Annotated in this window: 13 protein-coding genes; 4 read left to right on the forward strand and 9 right to left on the reverse strand. The window is 72.1% G+C overall.

Annotated features, from left to right (window positions below):
* Positions 1-49: 49 nt before the first annotated feature.
* The 5 genes from ITJ59_RS11855 to ITJ59_RS11875 form a co-directional block, all read right to left on the reverse strand.
* Entirely contained in the window at positions 50-1378 is a 1329-nt protein-coding gene (locus ITJ59_RS11855; protein ID WP_194651310.1) for an NAD(P)/FAD-dependent oxidoreductase, read from the reverse strand.
* A 32-nt stretch (positions 1379-1410) separates the two neighbouring features.
* Entirely contained in the window at positions 1411-1620 is a 210-nt protein-coding gene (locus ITJ59_RS11860; RefSeq protein ID WP_194651311.1) for a hypothetical protein, read from the reverse strand.
* Positions 1621-1627: 7 nt separating this feature from the next.
* Positions 1628-3421 (reverse strand): DEAD/DEAH box helicase, encoded by a 1794-nt coding sequence (locus ITJ59_RS11865; RefSeq protein WP_194651811.1) that lies wholly within the window; start codon positions 3419-3421, stop codon positions 1628-1630.
* 164 nt (positions 3422-3585) lie between these two features.
* Positions 3586-4830 (reverse strand): DNA polymerase IV, encoded by a 1245-nt coding sequence (dinB, locus tag ITJ59_RS11870; protein ID WP_194651312.1) that lies wholly within the window; start codon positions 4828-4830, stop codon positions 3586-3588.
* A 124-nt stretch (positions 4831-4954) separates the two neighbouring features.
* Positions 4955-6136 (reverse strand): acyl-CoA dehydrogenase family protein, encoded by a 1182-nt coding sequence (locus ITJ59_RS11875; protein ID WP_194651313.1) that lies wholly within the window; start codon positions 6134-6136, stop codon positions 4955-4957.
* 23 nt (positions 6137-6159) lie between these two features.
* Here ITJ59_RS11875 and ITJ59_RS11880 point away from each other — a divergent pair, with 23 nt between their 5' ends.
* Positions 6160-6954: an SGNH/GDSL hydrolase family protein gene (locus tag ITJ59_RS11880; RefSeq protein ID WP_194651314.1), complete on the forward strand. Its 795-nt coding sequence runs from the start codon at positions 6160-6162 to the stop codon at positions 6952-6954.
* A gap of 3 nt (positions 6955-6957) precedes the next feature.
* Here the strand turns inward: ITJ59_RS11880 and ITJ59_RS11885 are convergent, their stop codons facing one another.
* The 4 genes from ITJ59_RS11885 to ITJ59_RS11900 are packed head-to-tail and all read right to left on the reverse strand — an operon-like array spanning position 6958 to position 11512.
* Complete coding sequence (locus ITJ59_RS11885) at positions 6958-8337, reverse strand: serine hydrolase domain-containing protein (RefSeq protein ID WP_194651315.1); 1380 nt, start codon at positions 8335-8337, stop codon at positions 6958-6960.
* Between the two features lie 50 nt (positions 8338-8387).
* The gene (locus ITJ59_RS11890) at positions 8388-9617 is read right to left on the reverse strand and encodes a D-alanyl-D-alanine carboxypeptidase family protein (RefSeq protein ID WP_194651316.1); all 1230 of its coding nucleotides are present in this window, start codon (positions 9615-9617) and stop codon (positions 8388-8390) included.
* A 25-nt stretch (positions 9618-9642) separates the two neighbouring features.
* Positions 9643-10221, reverse strand: a complete 579-nt coding sequence (locus ITJ59_RS11895; protein WP_194651317.1) for a DUF1097 domain-containing protein — start codon at positions 10219-10221, stop codon at positions 9643-9645.
* Positions 10214-11512: an amidohydrolase family protein gene (locus tag ITJ59_RS11900; RefSeq protein WP_194651318.1), complete on the reverse strand. Its 1299-nt coding sequence runs from the start codon at positions 11510-11512 to the stop codon at positions 10214-10216. Before ITJ59_RS11900 ends, ITJ59_RS11895 begins: the two co-directional genes overlap by 8 nt.
* 146 nt (positions 11513-11658) lie before the next feature.
* Between ITJ59_RS11900 and ITJ59_RS11905 the strand changes: the two genes are divergently transcribed.
* Genes ITJ59_RS11905 through ITJ59_RS11915 form a run of 3 tightly spaced genes read left to right on the forward strand, consistent with a single transcriptional unit; the run spans position 11659 to position 15022 of the window.
* A complete protein-coding gene (locus tag ITJ59_RS11905) occupies positions 11659-12351 on the forward strand; it encodes a FadR/GntR family transcriptional regulator (protein WP_194651319.1) in 693 nt (230 codons plus the stop codon).
* The gene (locus tag ITJ59_RS11910; RefSeq protein WP_194651320.1) at positions 12348-13448 is read left to right on the forward strand and encodes an acetamidase/formamidase family protein; all 1101 of its coding nucleotides are present in this window, start codon (positions 12348-12350) and stop codon (positions 13446-13448) included. The genes ITJ59_RS11905 and ITJ59_RS11910 overlap by 4 nt, the downstream gene beginning before the upstream one ends.
* Positions 13445-15022: an AtzH-like domain-containing protein gene (locus ITJ59_RS11915; protein WP_194651321.1), complete on the forward strand. Its 1578-nt coding sequence runs from the start codon at positions 13445-13447 to the stop codon at positions 15020-15022. The genes ITJ59_RS11910 and ITJ59_RS11915 overlap by 4 nt, the downstream gene beginning before the upstream one ends.
* Positions 15023-15047 lie beyond the last annotated feature (25 nt).

Below are 15047 nucleotides of genomic sequence, written 5' to 3' on the forward strand. Positions count from 1 at the left end.
GGCTCGGTGCCAGCTGGCACCGCGCCTCCCGTCCGTCAGGTGGTCGCGTCTAGGACTTCGACGCCTCGACGAAGTTGCGTCGCGGGTCCGTCTCCTTGATCAGCGAGGTCGCGTCGCGACCCGACACGGCGCCGGTGACCCAACCGATGATGATGCGTGCCTTGCGGTTCAGCGTCGGCATCGCGTACACGTGGTACGCGCGGTGGGCGAGCCACGCGAGCAGGTTCGTCATCTTGATGCCCTTGATGTTGGCGGCACCCTTGGCGACGCCGTACGACGCGACGGTGCCGATCGAGGGGTGGCGGTACTCCTCGAGGGGCTTGCCGGTGATCGTCGCGACGACGTTGTCCGCCGCGACGACGGCCTGACGCACGGCGTTCTGCGCGTTCGGCGGGTAGAACGCCGGCTGCTTGTCGGCGGTCAGGTCGGGCACCTGTGCGACGTCACCGAGGCCCCAGACGCCGGGGACGACCGCGTGGGTGTCCTCGGCCTCGACCTGGAGCTTTGCGTTCGCAGCGAGGTGGCCCTTCGGACCGCGGGGCAGGTCGGACGCGTCGAGCAGCGGGTTCGGCTTCACGCCGGCGGTCCAGACGAGCAGCCCGGTCGGGATCTCGTCGCCGTCGGACAGCTTCACGATGCCGCCCTCGGCGCTCGGCATGGTGGTCTTCAGCCGGACGTCGATGCCCCGGGCGCGGAGCGACTCGAGCGTCCACTTGGAGAGCTCCGGGCCGACCTCCGGAGCCACGCGGTCGAGCGCGTCGATGAGGACCCATCGAGGCTGCTCCCCCGCGAGCGACGGGTAGGTCTTGATGGCGGCCTGCGAGACGTCGAAGAGTTCGCCGATCGCCTCGACGCCCGTGTAGCCACCGCCCACGAAGACGCTGGTGAGCAGGCGACGACGCTCGTCCTCGTCACGCGTGGCAGCGGCCTTGGCGATGTTGTCGAGGAGCTTGGCGCGCACGTAGGCGGCCTCTTCCACGCTCTTGAAGCCGACGCCGTACTCCTCGAGCCCGGGGGTCGGGAAGGTACGGGTGACGGAACCGAGCGCGACGACGAGCTGGTCGTAGCCGAGCGTGCGGTCGTCGCCACCGGCGGTCGCGATCGAGACGGTCTTGTCCGCCGACGAGATGCCGGTGACCTTGCCCTGGATGACGCGCGTCTTGCGGAGCGCACGACGCAGCTCGACGGTCACGTCCTTCGGGGCGATGTGGCCGCCGGCGACCTCGGGCAGGAACGGCAGGTACGTGTAGTAGGTGTTCTGGTCCACGAGCGTGATGCGCATGGGCACGGTCGCGGCGTGCTTCTGCAGCTGCTTGACGGTGCTGTAGCCAGCGGAGCCGCCGCCGAGGACGAGGACGTGGGGGATCGAGTCTGCCATTCCTCCGGTCTACCGGACTTTGGCTTGGCGCGTCATGAGCTGCGCGGCCTGTCGCGGAGCCGCCACCAGGCCGTCTCGGCGATGTCGAGGCCCGTGTAGACCCCGTGCGGGGTGCGTCGGGACTCGGTCAGCGAGAACCGTCGCAACCGGTAGCCCCCGGCGAAGCGGTCGATGATCGCCTCGGGTGACGCTTCTGCGTCGCGTTTGACGTACCAGGTGCGATCGTCGACCGGCTCGATCACGCGCGGGTCACCGGCGTCCGCCGATGCGCGAGCGCAAGACGTCGATGCGCTTCTGGATCTGTTCGATGCTCGCCTGTGCCACGGCCGGACCGCCGCTGATCCGCCGGAGTTCTGCGTGGATCGAGCCGTGGGGTTCGTTCGAGTGGCGGGACCAGATCGACACGAGCCGCGCGAGCTCGGTCCGCTGCTCCTTGATGGTCATGTACATCGGGCGGTTCTCGGGCTCGGCGGCCTTCGGCTGCCCGTCCTTGACCGCGCGGCCCTTGGACCGCTTGGCCTGGGTCGCCTGGCGGGCCCGGAGCAGGTCGCGGACCTGGTCGGGTTCCAGCAGCCCGGGGATGCCGATGAAGTCGAGCTCCTCGAGCGAACCGACCTCGCCGCCGGTGCCGAACTCACCGCCGTCGTAGAGGACCCGGTCGAACGACGCCTGGGAGTCGAGCGCCTCGAACGGCTGGACCTCGAGCAGGCTCTCGGACGCACGGTCTTCCTTGTTGGCCTCGGCGACCATGGCGTCTTCGGGGTTGTACATGCCGTCGTCGGCGTCCTTGGGACGGTCGAGGGCGTGGTCGCGTTCGAGCTCGAGGGTCGCCGCCAGCGCCATCAGGCCGGGCACGCTCGGCAGGAAGACACTCGCGGTCTCACCGCGGCGTCGGGCACGCACGAAGCGGCCGATCACCTGGGCGAAGAACAGCGGGGTGCTCGCGCTCGTGGCGTACACGCCGACGCAGAGCCGCGGGACGTCGACACCCTCGGACACCATGCGCACGGCGACCATCCACCGCGAAGTGTCGTCGGCGAAGGCGCTGATCCGGCTCGACCCGGCGGCCTCGTCCGAGAGCACGACCGTCGGCCGCTCCCCCGTGATCTGCTGCAGGATGCGGGCGTACGCGCGGGCCGTCGTGGTGTCCGTCGCGATGACCAGACCACCGGCGTCCGGCACGCCGCGGCGCACCTCGGTCAGGCGCTTGTCGGCTGCGGAGAGCACCGCGGGCATCCACTCGCCCTCTGGTGACAGCGCGGTGCGCCACGCCTGGGCGGTGATGTCCTTCGTGACCTGTTCGCCGAGGGACGCCGACATCTCGTCGCCCATCCGGGTCTTCCAGCGCATCTGGCCGGCGTAGGCCATGAACAGCACCGGTCGGACGACGCCGTCCTTGAGCGCACGGCCGTAGCCGTAGTTGTAGTCGGAGATCGAGGTGCGGATGCCTTGCTCGTCGGGGGCGTACTGGACGAACGGGATCGGCGCGGTGTCGGACCGGAAGGGCGTGCCGGACAGCGACAGGCGACGGGTGGCTCCGGAGAAGGCCTCTCTGATGCCGTCACCCCAGGTCAGGGCATCGCCGCCGTGGTGGACCTCGTCGAGGACCACGAGCGTACGGCCGCTCGCGGTGATCTTCTGGTGCACCTCGGGGTTCATGCCGACCTGGGCGTACGTGATCGCGACGCCCTGGTAGTGCCGGCCGAACATGCCGTCACCGTTCTTGAACATCGGGTCGATCCGGATGCCCACGCGGTCGGCCGAGTCGGCCCACTGCCGCTTGAGGTGCTCGGTCGGGGCGACGACCACGATGCGGTCGACGGTGCCGCGCGCCAGCAGCTCGGTGGCCAGGCGGAGCGCGAAGGTCGTCTTGCCGGCGCCGGGTGTCGCGGCGGTGAGGAAGTCGCGCGGCTCGGTCTCGAAGTACTTCGTCAGGGCTTCGACCTGCCAGGCGCGGAGCTTCGACGCGGTGCCCCACGCGGCGCGGTCCGGGAACGCCGGCGACAGGTGCTGGACGGCGGAGTTGCCCGCAGCCTCGGCCAGGGCGGCTGCATCGGCTTCGTCTCGCGCCGCCGCTTCGGCGTGTGCCGACGACGGCGACCCCGCACCGTCTCCGGCCCGGTCGTCCCCCGACTCGGCCCACAGCGTGGCGGGCTGCTGCTCTTCGTACTCCGCTGCGCTCACTGGACCCGATTCTACCGCCACCGTCAGTCCTGCCTGGCATGCGGGACGTGGCCGTCGGGGGTCCGACGGACCAGCGATGCCGGTCGCAGCACGCCTGCACCGAACCGCGCCGCGACTGCGTCGACCGTGGTCTCGGTGTCGCGCCACGGCGCGTCGTCGTCCCACAGCGCGTTGCTCGCCGCGGCCGGCACGAGGTTCTCACCGCGGACGCCGATGAGTCGGATCCGGTTGCCTGGTCGGTGCAGCACGTCGTACAGCTCGACGGCTTCGCGGTGCAGCCGCTTGGCGACGTCGGTCGGCTCGGCGAGGGTGCGCGACCGGGTCAGCGTGGTGAAGTCGGTGTACCGGACCTTGAGCGCGACCGTGCGGGCCTGCACGTCCGCGTGGCGCAGGCGGACGGCGACCTTGTCGGCGAGGCGCAGGAGTTCGCGCGCGACGTCGTCCCGCTCGGTCAGGTCGTGGCCGAACGTGACTTCGTGCCCGATGGACTTCTCGCCCACCCCGGTGTCGACGACCCGTGGGTCGCGCCCCCAGGACAGATCGTGCAGGCGCTGGCCGCCGGCGGGTCCGAGCGCGGAGACGAGTGACCCGAGCGGGGTGTTCGCCAGGTCGCCGACGGTGCGGATCCCCCGGCGCTCGAGGGTCTCCTGCGTCTTGCCGCCGACGCCCCACAGCGCGGAGACCGGCTGCGGGTGCAGGAACGCGATGGTGTCGGCAGCGGGCACGACCAGCAGCCCGTTCGGCTTGGACCGGCTCGACGCGAGCTTCGCCACGAACTTCGTCGACGCGGCACCGACCGAACAGTGCAAGCCCGTCTCGGCGTGGACCGTGCGCCGGATCGCCTGACCGATCTCCCACGGCGTGCCGTACAGCCGGAGCGCGCCGGCGACGTCGAGGAAGGCTTCGTCGATGCCGAGCCGCTCGACCCGCGGGGTGAAGCGGTCGAAGATCGCCATCACCGCCGCGGACTGGTCGCGGTACTTCTCGAAGTGTGGCTCGACGATGACCGCGTTCGGGCAACGTCGCTTCGCGATGGCCATCGGCATCGCGGAGTTCACGCCGTACTTGCGGGCCTCGTACGTCGCCGCGGTGACCACGGACCGGTCGGAGTCGTGGCCGACGATGACCGGCAGCCCCACCAGATCGGGTCGGTCGAGCAGTTCGACGGACGCGAAGAAGGCGTCCATGTCGACGTGCAGCACGGTCGCCGAGGCATCGTCCACCGGGGCGTCGGAGACGAGCCGGTTGCTTCCGTCCTGCTTGCTCACACCGAGATGCTGCCACGCACCACCGACATCGCCGTGCCAGCGCTCGTTCGAGCCGGCACCGTGCGAGGTCGACCGCTTCGTGCGGCTCCGCGAGCGGGACCCGCACCGGCCGTGGGCGCGCGCGTCAGGCGGGCGGGCCGAGCACGGACGCCGCGAGGGTGCGCGCCGCCGAGTCCCGGGACGACGGGTGGTACTGCCCGGCCCGGACGTCCCGCGCCAGGCGCGCGAGCTCGCTCGACGACCGGAACGCCGAGCCGCCGACGACCCGCATCGCCTCGTCCACGACGTGCTGCGCCGTGTCCACCGCCCTGGCCTTCGTGCCGACGAGCAGCGGGAACCACCGGGCGCCGAGGTCGTCGAGTTCGTCCACCGAGCGGGCGAGGGCGTCCACCTGCAGCGTGATCGCGTCGACCGTGCCCCGCAGGTCTGCGATCGTGCGTCGGACGTCGGGGTCCTGCGACCGGAGCGAACCGTCGGCGGACATGCGGCGGCCGACGGCGGACGTCGCCAGCGCGATGGCCCGCTCGGCGATCCCGACGTACACCGACGCGATGAGGAGTTCGAAGGCGGCGAAGACCCCGAACACGAGCGGGTCCTGGTTCGGCCCGACGGGCAGCGACCGGACGATGCGCTCGGCCGGAACGTGCACGCCGTGCAGCCTCGTGGTGCGGCTCTGCGTCGCTCGCATGCCGAGGGTGTCCCAGTCGTCCAGGTGCTCGACGTCGCCGTCGGACCGGAGCACGAAGCCGTGCACGAGCCGCGGTTCCGCTCCGGACGTGTCCTTGCCGAAGACGCTCAGGACGTCCCACGCCGGTGCGAGCGAGGTGAACACCTTGGTGCCGGTGAAGCGGTACCCGCCGGCGCCGTCCGGCTCCGCCGTCGTCGACGAGTCGAACAGGACGGCGTCGTTGCCGGGTTCGCTCACCCCGAAGGCGAGCAGGTGGCCGTCCGCCGCGTGGTCGGTGACGGCCTGGAGGAACGACTCACCTCGCGCGGTGACGGCGCGCGCCGCCTGGACCCACACCTGGTGCATGCCGAGGCCGAGCGCCGTCGCCGGCGCGGCCTGGGCGAGGGTCCGCTGGACGCCCACCGTGCCGCGGAGGCCGAGTCCGGAGCCGCCCTGCTCCACGGGGACCCCGATGCGCAGGTACCCGGCTGCCCGGAGCTCGTCGAGGTCCTCGGCGCAGAACGCGTTCGCGGCGTCGTACCCGGGGGCCCGCTCGGCGATGCGGGCGAGGAGGTTCTCCGGCACCGTCCACGCGGTTGCACCCGTCCCGGCGTCCGCGCCCGTGTTGGCCTTCGTCATGGCACGAGACTATGGTCCGGAGCGTGTCAGATCGTCATCCGTGGTCCAGGTACGTCGCGATCGGTGACTCGTTCACCGAGGGGATCGGCGACCCCGACCCCACTGTGCCCGGGGGGAACCGGGGCTGGGCGGACCGGGTGGCCGAGGTGCTCGCCCACGGGTCCGACGACTTCGCGTACGCCAACCTGGCGATCCGCGGGCGGCTGCTGCAGCAGATCATCGACGAGCAGGTGGAGCCGGCGCTCGCCCTCCGCCCGGACCTGGTCACGGTGTCGGCCGGTGGCAACGACATCATCCGGCCGGGCTCCGATCCGGACGAACTCGCCGAGCGAGTGGACGCCATGGTGGCCCGGCTGCGGAGCGACGGCGCCACGGTGGTGCTGTTCACCGGCCCGGACGTCGGCATGACGCCGGTGCTCGGCATGGTGCGCGGCAAGACGGCTATCTACAACGAGAACCTGCACGCCATCGCGCTGAAGCACGGGGCCCTGGTGGCGAACATGTGGGCCCTCCGGGTGCTCCGCGACCCGCGGATGTGGGCACCGGACCGGCTGCACCACTCCCCCACCGGACACGCCACGATCGCCGCCGCGGTGCTCGACACCCTCGGCGTCCCGCACGGCCTGGAACCGTTCAACCCGGAGCCGCTCGAGGCCCGGCCGTGGCGTGAGTCCCGTGCGGAGGACCTCGGCTGGGCGAAGGAGTACCTCATGCCGTGGGTCGTCCGGCGGATCAAGCACACCTCGTCGGGCGACGGTGTCTCCGCCAAGCGCCCGGACTTGCAGGACGTCGTCGAGCACCGGTCCGACACCCCGTAACGGTCAGTCAACCGGGCGACGGAGCGTCATCGGGCCGTCGTGCAGCGGCTCGGTCTTCCACTTCGCCCCCACGGTGCCTGCGTCGAGGTCGATGCGCAGGTGCAGCAGGTGCGGCGTCTCCAGGAAGCGGAGCGCGACGAGCACGCTGCCCTCCGGCTCGGTCGCCGCACTCGCCGCGAGGGCGCCCTCGACCGCCCACCGTCCTTCGCCGAGCGGCACGGACTCCGACCGGCCGTCGTCGGTGATGGTCAGGCGGATCCCGTCTGCGTCACGTGCGAGCGTGACGGCATCGAGGATCCCGCCGGGACGCGACCGGAGCTCGACGTCGGCGAGGTGCTCGGGAAGGCGACCGCCCTGCACCGGAGGCAGTCCCAGGGAGGCGAGCCGGGCCTCCAGGGCGGTGTCCGCACCCGTGTCGGACGGACGGTCGACGGCGGGCAGCAGGTGTTGCCAGGCCGCGTCGAGGACCGCCTGCATGTCGAGGCTCTGTCCCGTGATCGCGAGGACGACGTCGTGCTCCGGCAGGACGACGCAGAACTGACCGTAGGCGCCGTCGCCGCGGAAACCGTGGCGGGCCATCCAGAACTGGAACCCGTAGCCCTGCGACCAGTCCGGGTTCTCCTCGCCCGGGTTCTCGACCTGTGTGCTCGTCGCGGCGGCGACCCAGTCCTCGTCGAGGAGCCGCTCGCCGTCCCAGACGCCGCGCTGCAGGTACAGCTGACCGAGCGCCGCGATCGCCGACGTCGGGGCGTAGCACCCGCTGAAGCCGAGCTCGGCGCCGGACTCGTCGCGGCGCCAGGCGAGGTCGTCGATGCCGAGCGGGTCGAGCAGCCGGGGGCGCAGGTAGTCGACGAGGGACCCACCACTGACCCGTCGGACGAGGGCGGCGAGCGTGTACGTGCACGGCTGGTTGTAGGCGAAGACGGTGCCGGGCTCCTCGTCCGGTGGCGTCAGCAGGAAGCCGCGGACGAGGTTCGTCGGGTCGGCGGCGCGGGCACGGTCGAGCGCTTCCTCACGGTGGCCGCTCGCCATCGCGAGCAGGTGTCGCACCCGGATGCGGCGGCTGCGCTCGTCCGTGATGTCGGCGTCGAGTTCGGGGAAGTACGACAGCGCGGTGGCGTCGAGGTCGATCAGTCCCTCACGCACGGCGATGCCGACGGCCGCTGCGGTGAAGCTCTTGCTCAGCGAGTAGAGCAGGTGCACCCGGTCGGCCGCGTACGGCTGCCACCACCCTTCGGCAGCGACCTGGCCGTGCCGGAGCAGCACCAGGCTGTGCGGCTCGACGCCGGGTGTCGACTCGAGGGCGTCGACGAACGCGAGCACGCCGCGCGCGTCGATGTCGAGGGCGGAAGGGGTGGACCGTGGGAACGTCGTCGTCGTCACGCGTCCGACACTACGGACTCCGGGTGGTGCGCGTCAGAGCGCGAGCACCGTCAGCCCTGGAACGGGTTCGTCCAGCGCCACCAGACGCCGGGATCGTCGATCGTCCGTTCGAGCACGAGCGGCACCGTCACCGGGTCGTGGTCAGTGACGGTGAAGCGGACGGTCCCGACCCGCTCGCCCTTCGTCCCGAGGGTCACCTGGTCGAGGTGCGCCGTCGCGCGGACCTTCGTCTTGCCCCAGACCAGGACCTCGGCGGCCTTCGCGGTGACCGCGTCGGCCTCGTCCTGCCAGGGGGTCGAGAACGTCCCGAACGTCTGCCCGGCGTGGGTCAGGGGCACCACCTGGAAGTTGTCGGCGACCGAGCGCAGCAAGCGCTGCACGTCGACGTCGAGCGAGTCGTGGTCGACGCCACCGAGCATCACGCCGATGACGGTGACGTCGCGGCCGCCCCGTTCGTAGGTCGCGGCGAACAGCAGGCAGGCACCGGCTTCGTCGAGGGTGCCGGTCTTGATGCCCTCGACGCCGTCCATGCCGAGCAGCTTGTTCGAGTTCTCGATCGCGCCGACGGTCGGGATCGTGACGTCCTCGGTGCCGACGATCTCCTTGACCACGGGGTTCGCGAGTGCCAGCTGTCCGAGGTCCACCAGGTCGGTCGCGGTCGAGGTGTTCTGCGGATCGAGACCCGTCGGCTCGTGGATCGTGGTGTCGTCGAGACCGTGCTCGTCGAGCCACTTCGACGCCGCCTGTTCGTACTCGGCGATCGACCCGAAGGCCCAGATGGCGAGGGCCCCGGCGTAGTTGTTCGCCGACTTCATGAGCATGACCTGGAACGCCTGGTGCTCGGTGAGCTTCAGGCCGGCTGGCATCGGGGCGACCTCGCCGTTCATCGCCGCGTACTTGGCGTAGAGCGACTCCATCTTCGGCGTGAAGGTGATCGCCGGTCCGGACTGCCCGCGTTCCATCGGCTTCTCGTCGAGGACCACGAGTGCCGTGACGATCTTGGTGATGCTCGCGATCGACCGGGGCTTCGTGTCACCGCTCGTGCGCAGGCTCTCCGGGAAGTCCGTGGCCTCGACCGCGGTGGCGCCGTAGCCGGGGAAGCGCAGTGCCGGGACACTCGAGGTGGGGGCCGAGTACGTGGTGGTCGACGCGCTCGCCGGACCGAACGGCACGACGGCCGCGGCCACGAGGTACCCGGCGACGAGCACCAGGACCGCGACGACGGCGATCGTCACGGGCCTCCGGACGGCGGAGCGGGGGCGACGGACGACTCGTGACACGGGAACCGAGCGTACCGGTCGGTCCCTAGACCCGGGCTGCGACCGGCAGCTCGGCGGCCGGGGTCGTCGTGGGCGTGTCCATCGTCGCTGCGGTCGGCGTCGGCCGCGCGAACGTCAGCCGCCGGGACAGGTACGCGAACACCGGGCCGAGCGCGTTCATCGCGACGACCGACGCCCACGCCGCCCAGGCGTTGCCCGGATCGAACCCGAAGCCTCCGAAGCACGTCGCGAAGAACGACGCGAAGCCGAGGAACATGCCGGGCACGAGCCCGAACAGCCGCGTCCGACCCGTGTACATCAGGGCGCAGTTGACGACCAGGATGAGCAGCGCGAGCACGGTGTTCTGCGCGGCCTGCCCCTCGCCGAGCACTGTGCCGAACCGCTGGTCGAGCAGCACGATCACGAGGCCGAAGGCTGACCCGATCGGCATCGCCGGCCAGAGCCGGGTGGCGTTCCGGAGCGTGGGCGTCGGCCCGAGCAGGAACATCCCCGCCCAGCTGATGAAGATCGCCCAGGTGGGCAGGTGCAGCGCGTTGCCGCCGATGAACGCCGTGGTGCCGGCGAGGACCGAGGCGACGATCTCGTGCGGGATCCGTTCACGCATGGGTGAGCTCCTTCGATCGGGTGGTGAGGCGGGTCGTCCGGGTGGTCTCCGCGACGACGCGGCCGCGCTTGAACACGATGTTCCGGTCGGGACGGTCGAGCAGGACACCCGCCGGGTCGGTCGTCGACAGGACGACGAGGTCGGCGGCGGCTCCCGGCCGGATGCCGTGGGTGTCGGCGACGCCGACGACGCGGGCTGCGGACGACGTGGCCATCTCGAGCACGCGCCCGAGGTCGTCCGGGCCGGACAGGTGCCCCACCTGCGCGAGCAGCAACCCGATGTCGAGCAGGTCCGCGTTGCCGAACGGCGTGAACGCGTTGCGGATGTTGTTCGACGAGTAGGCGCTCGTGACGCCGGCGTCCCAGAGCTCGCGTACCGGGACGACCCCGCGGCGGACGTCCCGGTCGTCCGAGCGACCGCCGAGGTGCAGGTCCGTGGCGGGCAGCGGCACCACCGCGACACCGGCTGCCGCGAGTCTCGCGAGCACGGCGCCGCGCGAGACCGGCGGCAGGCTCGCCAGCGAGGTCACGTGTCCGAGGGCGACCCGGTCGTGCAGTCCGCGAGCGGCGACCCGGTCGGCGATGTGCCCGGCGAGGGCGAAGCGCGGGTCGGACGTGTCGTCGGCGAAGTCGGCGTGCAGGTCGGCCGGCACGTCGAACTCCTCGGCCAGGTCGAGGACGGTCTCGACGTGCTCGTGGCACGCGGCCAGGGTCGCCTCGTTGTAGGTGCAGCCACCGATCACGTCGGCCCCGGCGGCGAGCGCCTGGCGGAGCAGGGCGAGCGTGCCGGGCGCCTTCGCGATGCCCTCCTGCGGGAACGCGACGATCTGCAGGTCCAGGGCGTCGCGGTACTCGTCGCGCAGGGTGAGGAGCACCTCGACGCCGGTCAGTCCGACGACGGGGTCGACGTCGGGGTGTGCCCGGACGAGTGTCGTGCCGTTGGTGATCGCCTGGTCGAGCAGGGTGCGGGCGCGGTCGCGCACGGCGTCGTGCGTGAAGCCGCGCTTGAGCTCCCCCGTCACCGCGATCGCGCCGGCGAGGGTGCCGTCGGGGTTCGGGCGTTCGCGGTCGAGCAGGGCCTTGTCGACGTGCAGGTGCGCTTCGATGAGCCCCGGGATCACGACGCGACCGGCACAGTCCACGACGTGCGCCGCGTCGGTCGGCTCGACCTCCGTGCCCGCTTCGGCGACCTCGGTGCCCGCTTCGGTGACGCGGACGATGGTGCCGTCGGCGACGTGGACGTCGACCAGGCGGCCGTCGGTCAGGCGGGCCGTGCGCAGGATCAGGTCCATGGTGGTGCTTCCTCGGATCGGGTCGGATCGGACGTGAGACCCACCCTTCGCCCGCCGTGTTTCCGGCTCCGACGTCGCGTGTGACGAGCGTGTAAAAGTTGGTCGTACCAATGAACCAAGCGGACCAATGGCCGTAGGCTCCTGCCATGCAGAGAGGCCGCACCCTGAGCGCCGCGACCGCCGCGCACCTGGCCCGTCTGGTGCTCGAGGACCTGGCACCCGGCGACAAGCTCCCGCCGGAACGGACCCTGGCCGAGGACCTCGCCGTGTCCCGCACCACGGTGCGTGAGGCCATGCAGGAGCTCGAGCGCCGCCGGCTGGTCTCGCGGACACCCGGCCGTGGCACCGTCGTGCTGCCGCGCTCCGAGGAGGCGACGGCCCTGCTCGAGCAGCAGACCGGCGCAGCCCACGGTGACGACCTGGCACGGCGGGCCGAGCACGTCGCCGAGTTCCGCGCGGTGGTCGAACCGAGGGTCGCCGGTCTCGCCGCCGTCCGTGCCGGCGAAGCGGACCTGCTCGCCCTCGAACGCATCCTCGCCGCCACGCACGCGGGGCTCAGCCCCGAGGAGTCGCTGGCCCAGGACGTCGCCTTCCACGTGCAGGTCGCGCGTGCCTCGGGCAACCCGCTGCTGGTGTCGCTGTGCGAGCTCAGCAGCGGCTGGGTGCAGGACGTCCGTGCCCGGTCGCACAGCACCAGCGAAGGCCGCCGCTCGTCGTTCGTCTGGCACGAACGGATCCTCGACTGCATCCGACGTCACGACGAGGACGGCGCGCGTGACGCGATGACCGCACACCTCGCCGACGTCGCCCACCTCGTCGAACGGAAGGCCGACCGATGACCACGCACACCCCGGCGATCCCGACCCTGCAGCCCGGCGCCGGCCCGATCCGGTCCACCCGCTACCTGCCCGTCGATCCCGGCACGGTCCTGTGGGGCCGACTGCCGAACGCCGACGACCGTCCGGCGATCACCGTCGCACCCGGTGAGGACGTCACGATGGACACCGTCAGTCACGAGGGGATCCTGCCCGACCAGGGCAGCGACCCCCTGGCGTACTTCGGGTCGCACGGGGTCGCCCCCGAGCATGTGCTGGACGACGCCGTCGCGATCGCCCGGTCCGGTCACCGCGACCCGGGTGCGGACGGCCCGCACGTGGTCTCGGGTCCGATCGCGATCGCGGGCGCGGAACCCGGCGACGTGCTCACCATGACCGTCCTCGAGACCCTGCCGCGGGTGCACTACGGCGTCGTGTCGAACCGGCACGGCCGCGGCGCCCTGCACGGCGAGTACCCGGTCGACGGCACCACGGTCAGCGTCTTCGCCGACGTGGTCGAGACGGCCGACGGCCAGCGGGGTCGCATCCCCCTGACCGGTGCCCGCGACCGCTTCGCGCACTTCCCGCTCGCACCCTTCCTCGGCATCATGGGCGTCGCCACCCCCGGCGAACGCCTGCACTCGGTGCCGCCGGGCCGGCACGGTGGCAACGTCGACGTGAACCTGCTGCAGGTCGGCGCGCAGCTCCACCTGCCGGTCCTCGTGCCCGGAGCGCTCGCGTACGTCGGCGACCCGCACTTCGCGCAGGGCGACGGCGAGGTGGCGCTGACCGCACTCGAGGCCTCGCTCCGCGCCACCATCCGGTTCGACCTGACGCCGGCCGACCGGGCGGCGCAGCAGTTCGGCGAGCTCGTCTGGCCGCTCGTCGAGACGCACGAGTTCCTCGTGCCGACCGGCATGGACCCGGACCTCGACGAGGCCGTCCGCGCCTGCGTCCGGCACGCCGTCGCGATCCTCGGGTCCCGATGGGGCATGGAACCGCACCTGGCGTACGCCTACCTGTCGGCGGCGACGGACTTCAACATCTCGCAGGTCGTCGACCTGGTCACCGGCGCGCACGCCCGCATCCGCAAGGCCGACTTCGAGGAGCCCGCACGATGACCACGCCCGACACGAGCACCGCGGCACCGGAGGGCCTGCTCGCGGCCCTCGACGCCTACGAGGCCGCCCTCGCCGCGAACGACCTCGACGCGCTCGACGCCGCCTTCGTCGACGCCCCCGGCACGATGCGCGGCGACGACCGCGGCCTGCTCGTCGGGCACGACGCGATCAGCGCGTTCCGCGGCGCACGGGGTGGGATCGGGACCCGGTCGCTGACGCGCGTCGAGGTCCGCCCCCTGGCCGACGGGCTCGCCCTCGTCGTCTCGGTGTCCGAGTTCGCCGCGGGTGGGCAGGGCCTCCAGACCCAGCTGTGGCGACGCGACAGCGACACGAGTAGCGGCAGCGGCAGCGACGACGTCGCACCGCGCTGGCGCATCGAGGCGGCCCACGTCACCGGCCGTCCCAAGGCGTTCGACACCACCGTCTGGCGCGCGGTCGGCGATCCGCTCGTCGCCGCGACGGGCGACGGCCCGCTCGACGGACTGACCGTGGCGGTGAAGGACCTCTACGCCGTCCCTGGCCAGCCCGTCGGCGCCGGCAACCCCACCCACCTGCGCGAGTCCCCCGTCCAGACGACGCCGGCCGCAGCCGTCGCCGCGCTCCTCGACGCCGGCGCGTCGATCCGCGGCATCGCACGCACCGACGAGTTCGCCTACAACCTGACGGGTCGCAACGAACACCACGGCACCCCGCCCAACGGGGCGGTCCCGACCCGACTGCCGGGAGGCTCGTCCAGCGGATCCGCATCGGCCGTCCGTCTCGGCATGGCCGAGATCGGGATCGGCACGGACACCGCGGGATCGGTGCGGGTCCCCGCCTCGTACCAGGGACTCTGGGGCCTCCGGACGACCCACGACACGGTCTCCCGTCAGGGCCTGCTCCCCCTGGCGCCGTCGTTCGACACGGTGGGGTGGCTCACCCGGATCGCCGACGTCCTGCTCGCGGCGCTCGACGCCACGGTGCCGTCGAACCCGGGAGCCCCCGCCGCGTCCGTGCTGCTCGTGCCCGCTGAGCTCCTGGACCTCGTGGAGCCCGACGTCGCCGAGGCCTTCACGGCGTTCGTCGCCGGACAGGACGAACCCATCGGCGCCGTGCAGCTCGCCGACCTCGGGGTCCCGCCCCTCGACGACCTGCGCGAACTGCTGCGGCTCGTGCAGGCCGCCGAGGCCGTCGCTGCCCACGGCGCATGGATCGACGCCCACCCCGGCGCCCTGAGCACCGTCGTCGGCGACCGGTTCGCAGCAGCCCGGGCGAACGACCCCGCCGCCACCGCCGACGCCGTGGCCCACCTCGACGACGTCCGAGCGGCCATCCGGACCGCGCTCGCCGGACGGACCCTGCTGTTCCCGACGGTCCCGGGGCCGGCACCGTTGATCGCCGCCGATGCCGCCGCGCTCGAACGGACCCGGACCGCCACCACGGCGATGACGAGCCTCGCGAGTGTCGGCGGCCTGCCGGCGGTCACCGCTCCCGCCCTCACCGTGGACGGCGCACCCGTCGGCGTGTGCCTGGTCGGCGAACCGGGCACCGACCGTGCCCTGGTGATCCACGCCGGACGGTTGCTGCAGGACTGACGCGGGTCGGGCCTCCCGGTCGGCT

It is taken from the genome of Curtobacterium sp. VKM Ac-1393 (genome assembly GCF_015350995.1).
Lineage (GTDB): Bacteria > Actinomycetota > Actinomycetes > Actinomycetales > Microbacteriaceae > Curtobacterium.

Excerpts from the sequence above, each read along its gene's own strand:
- ITJ59_RS11910 (WP_194651320.1), top strand. The coding sequence starts at position 12,348 with ATGACCACGCACACCCCGGCGATCCCGACCCTGCAGCCCGGCGCCGGC.
- ITJ59_RS11905 (WP_194651319.1), top strand. The coding sequence starts at position 11,659 with ATGCAGAGAGGCCGCACCCTGAGCGCCGCGACCGCCGCGCACCTGGCC.
- ITJ59_RS11895 (WP_194651317.1), bottom strand. The coding sequence starts at position 10,221 with ATGCGTGAACGGATCCCGCACGAGATCGTCGCCTCGGTCCTCGCCGGC.
- ITJ59_RS11875 (WP_194651313.1), bottom strand. The coding sequence starts at position 6,136 with ATGACGAAGGCCAACACGGGCGCGGACGCCGGGACGGGTGCAACCGCG.
- ITJ59_RS11915 (WP_194651321.1), top strand. The coding sequence starts at position 13,445 with ATGACCACGCCCGACACGAGCACCGCGGCACCGGAGGGCCTGCTCGCG.
- ITJ59_RS11900 (WP_194651318.1), bottom strand. The coding sequence starts at position 11,512 with ATGGACCTGATCCTGCGCACGGCCCGCCTGACCGACGGCCGCCTGGTC.
- ITJ59_RS11855 (WP_194651310.1), bottom strand. The coding sequence starts at position 1,378 with ATGGCAGACTCGATCCCCCACGTCCTCGTCCTCGGCGGCGGCTCCGCT.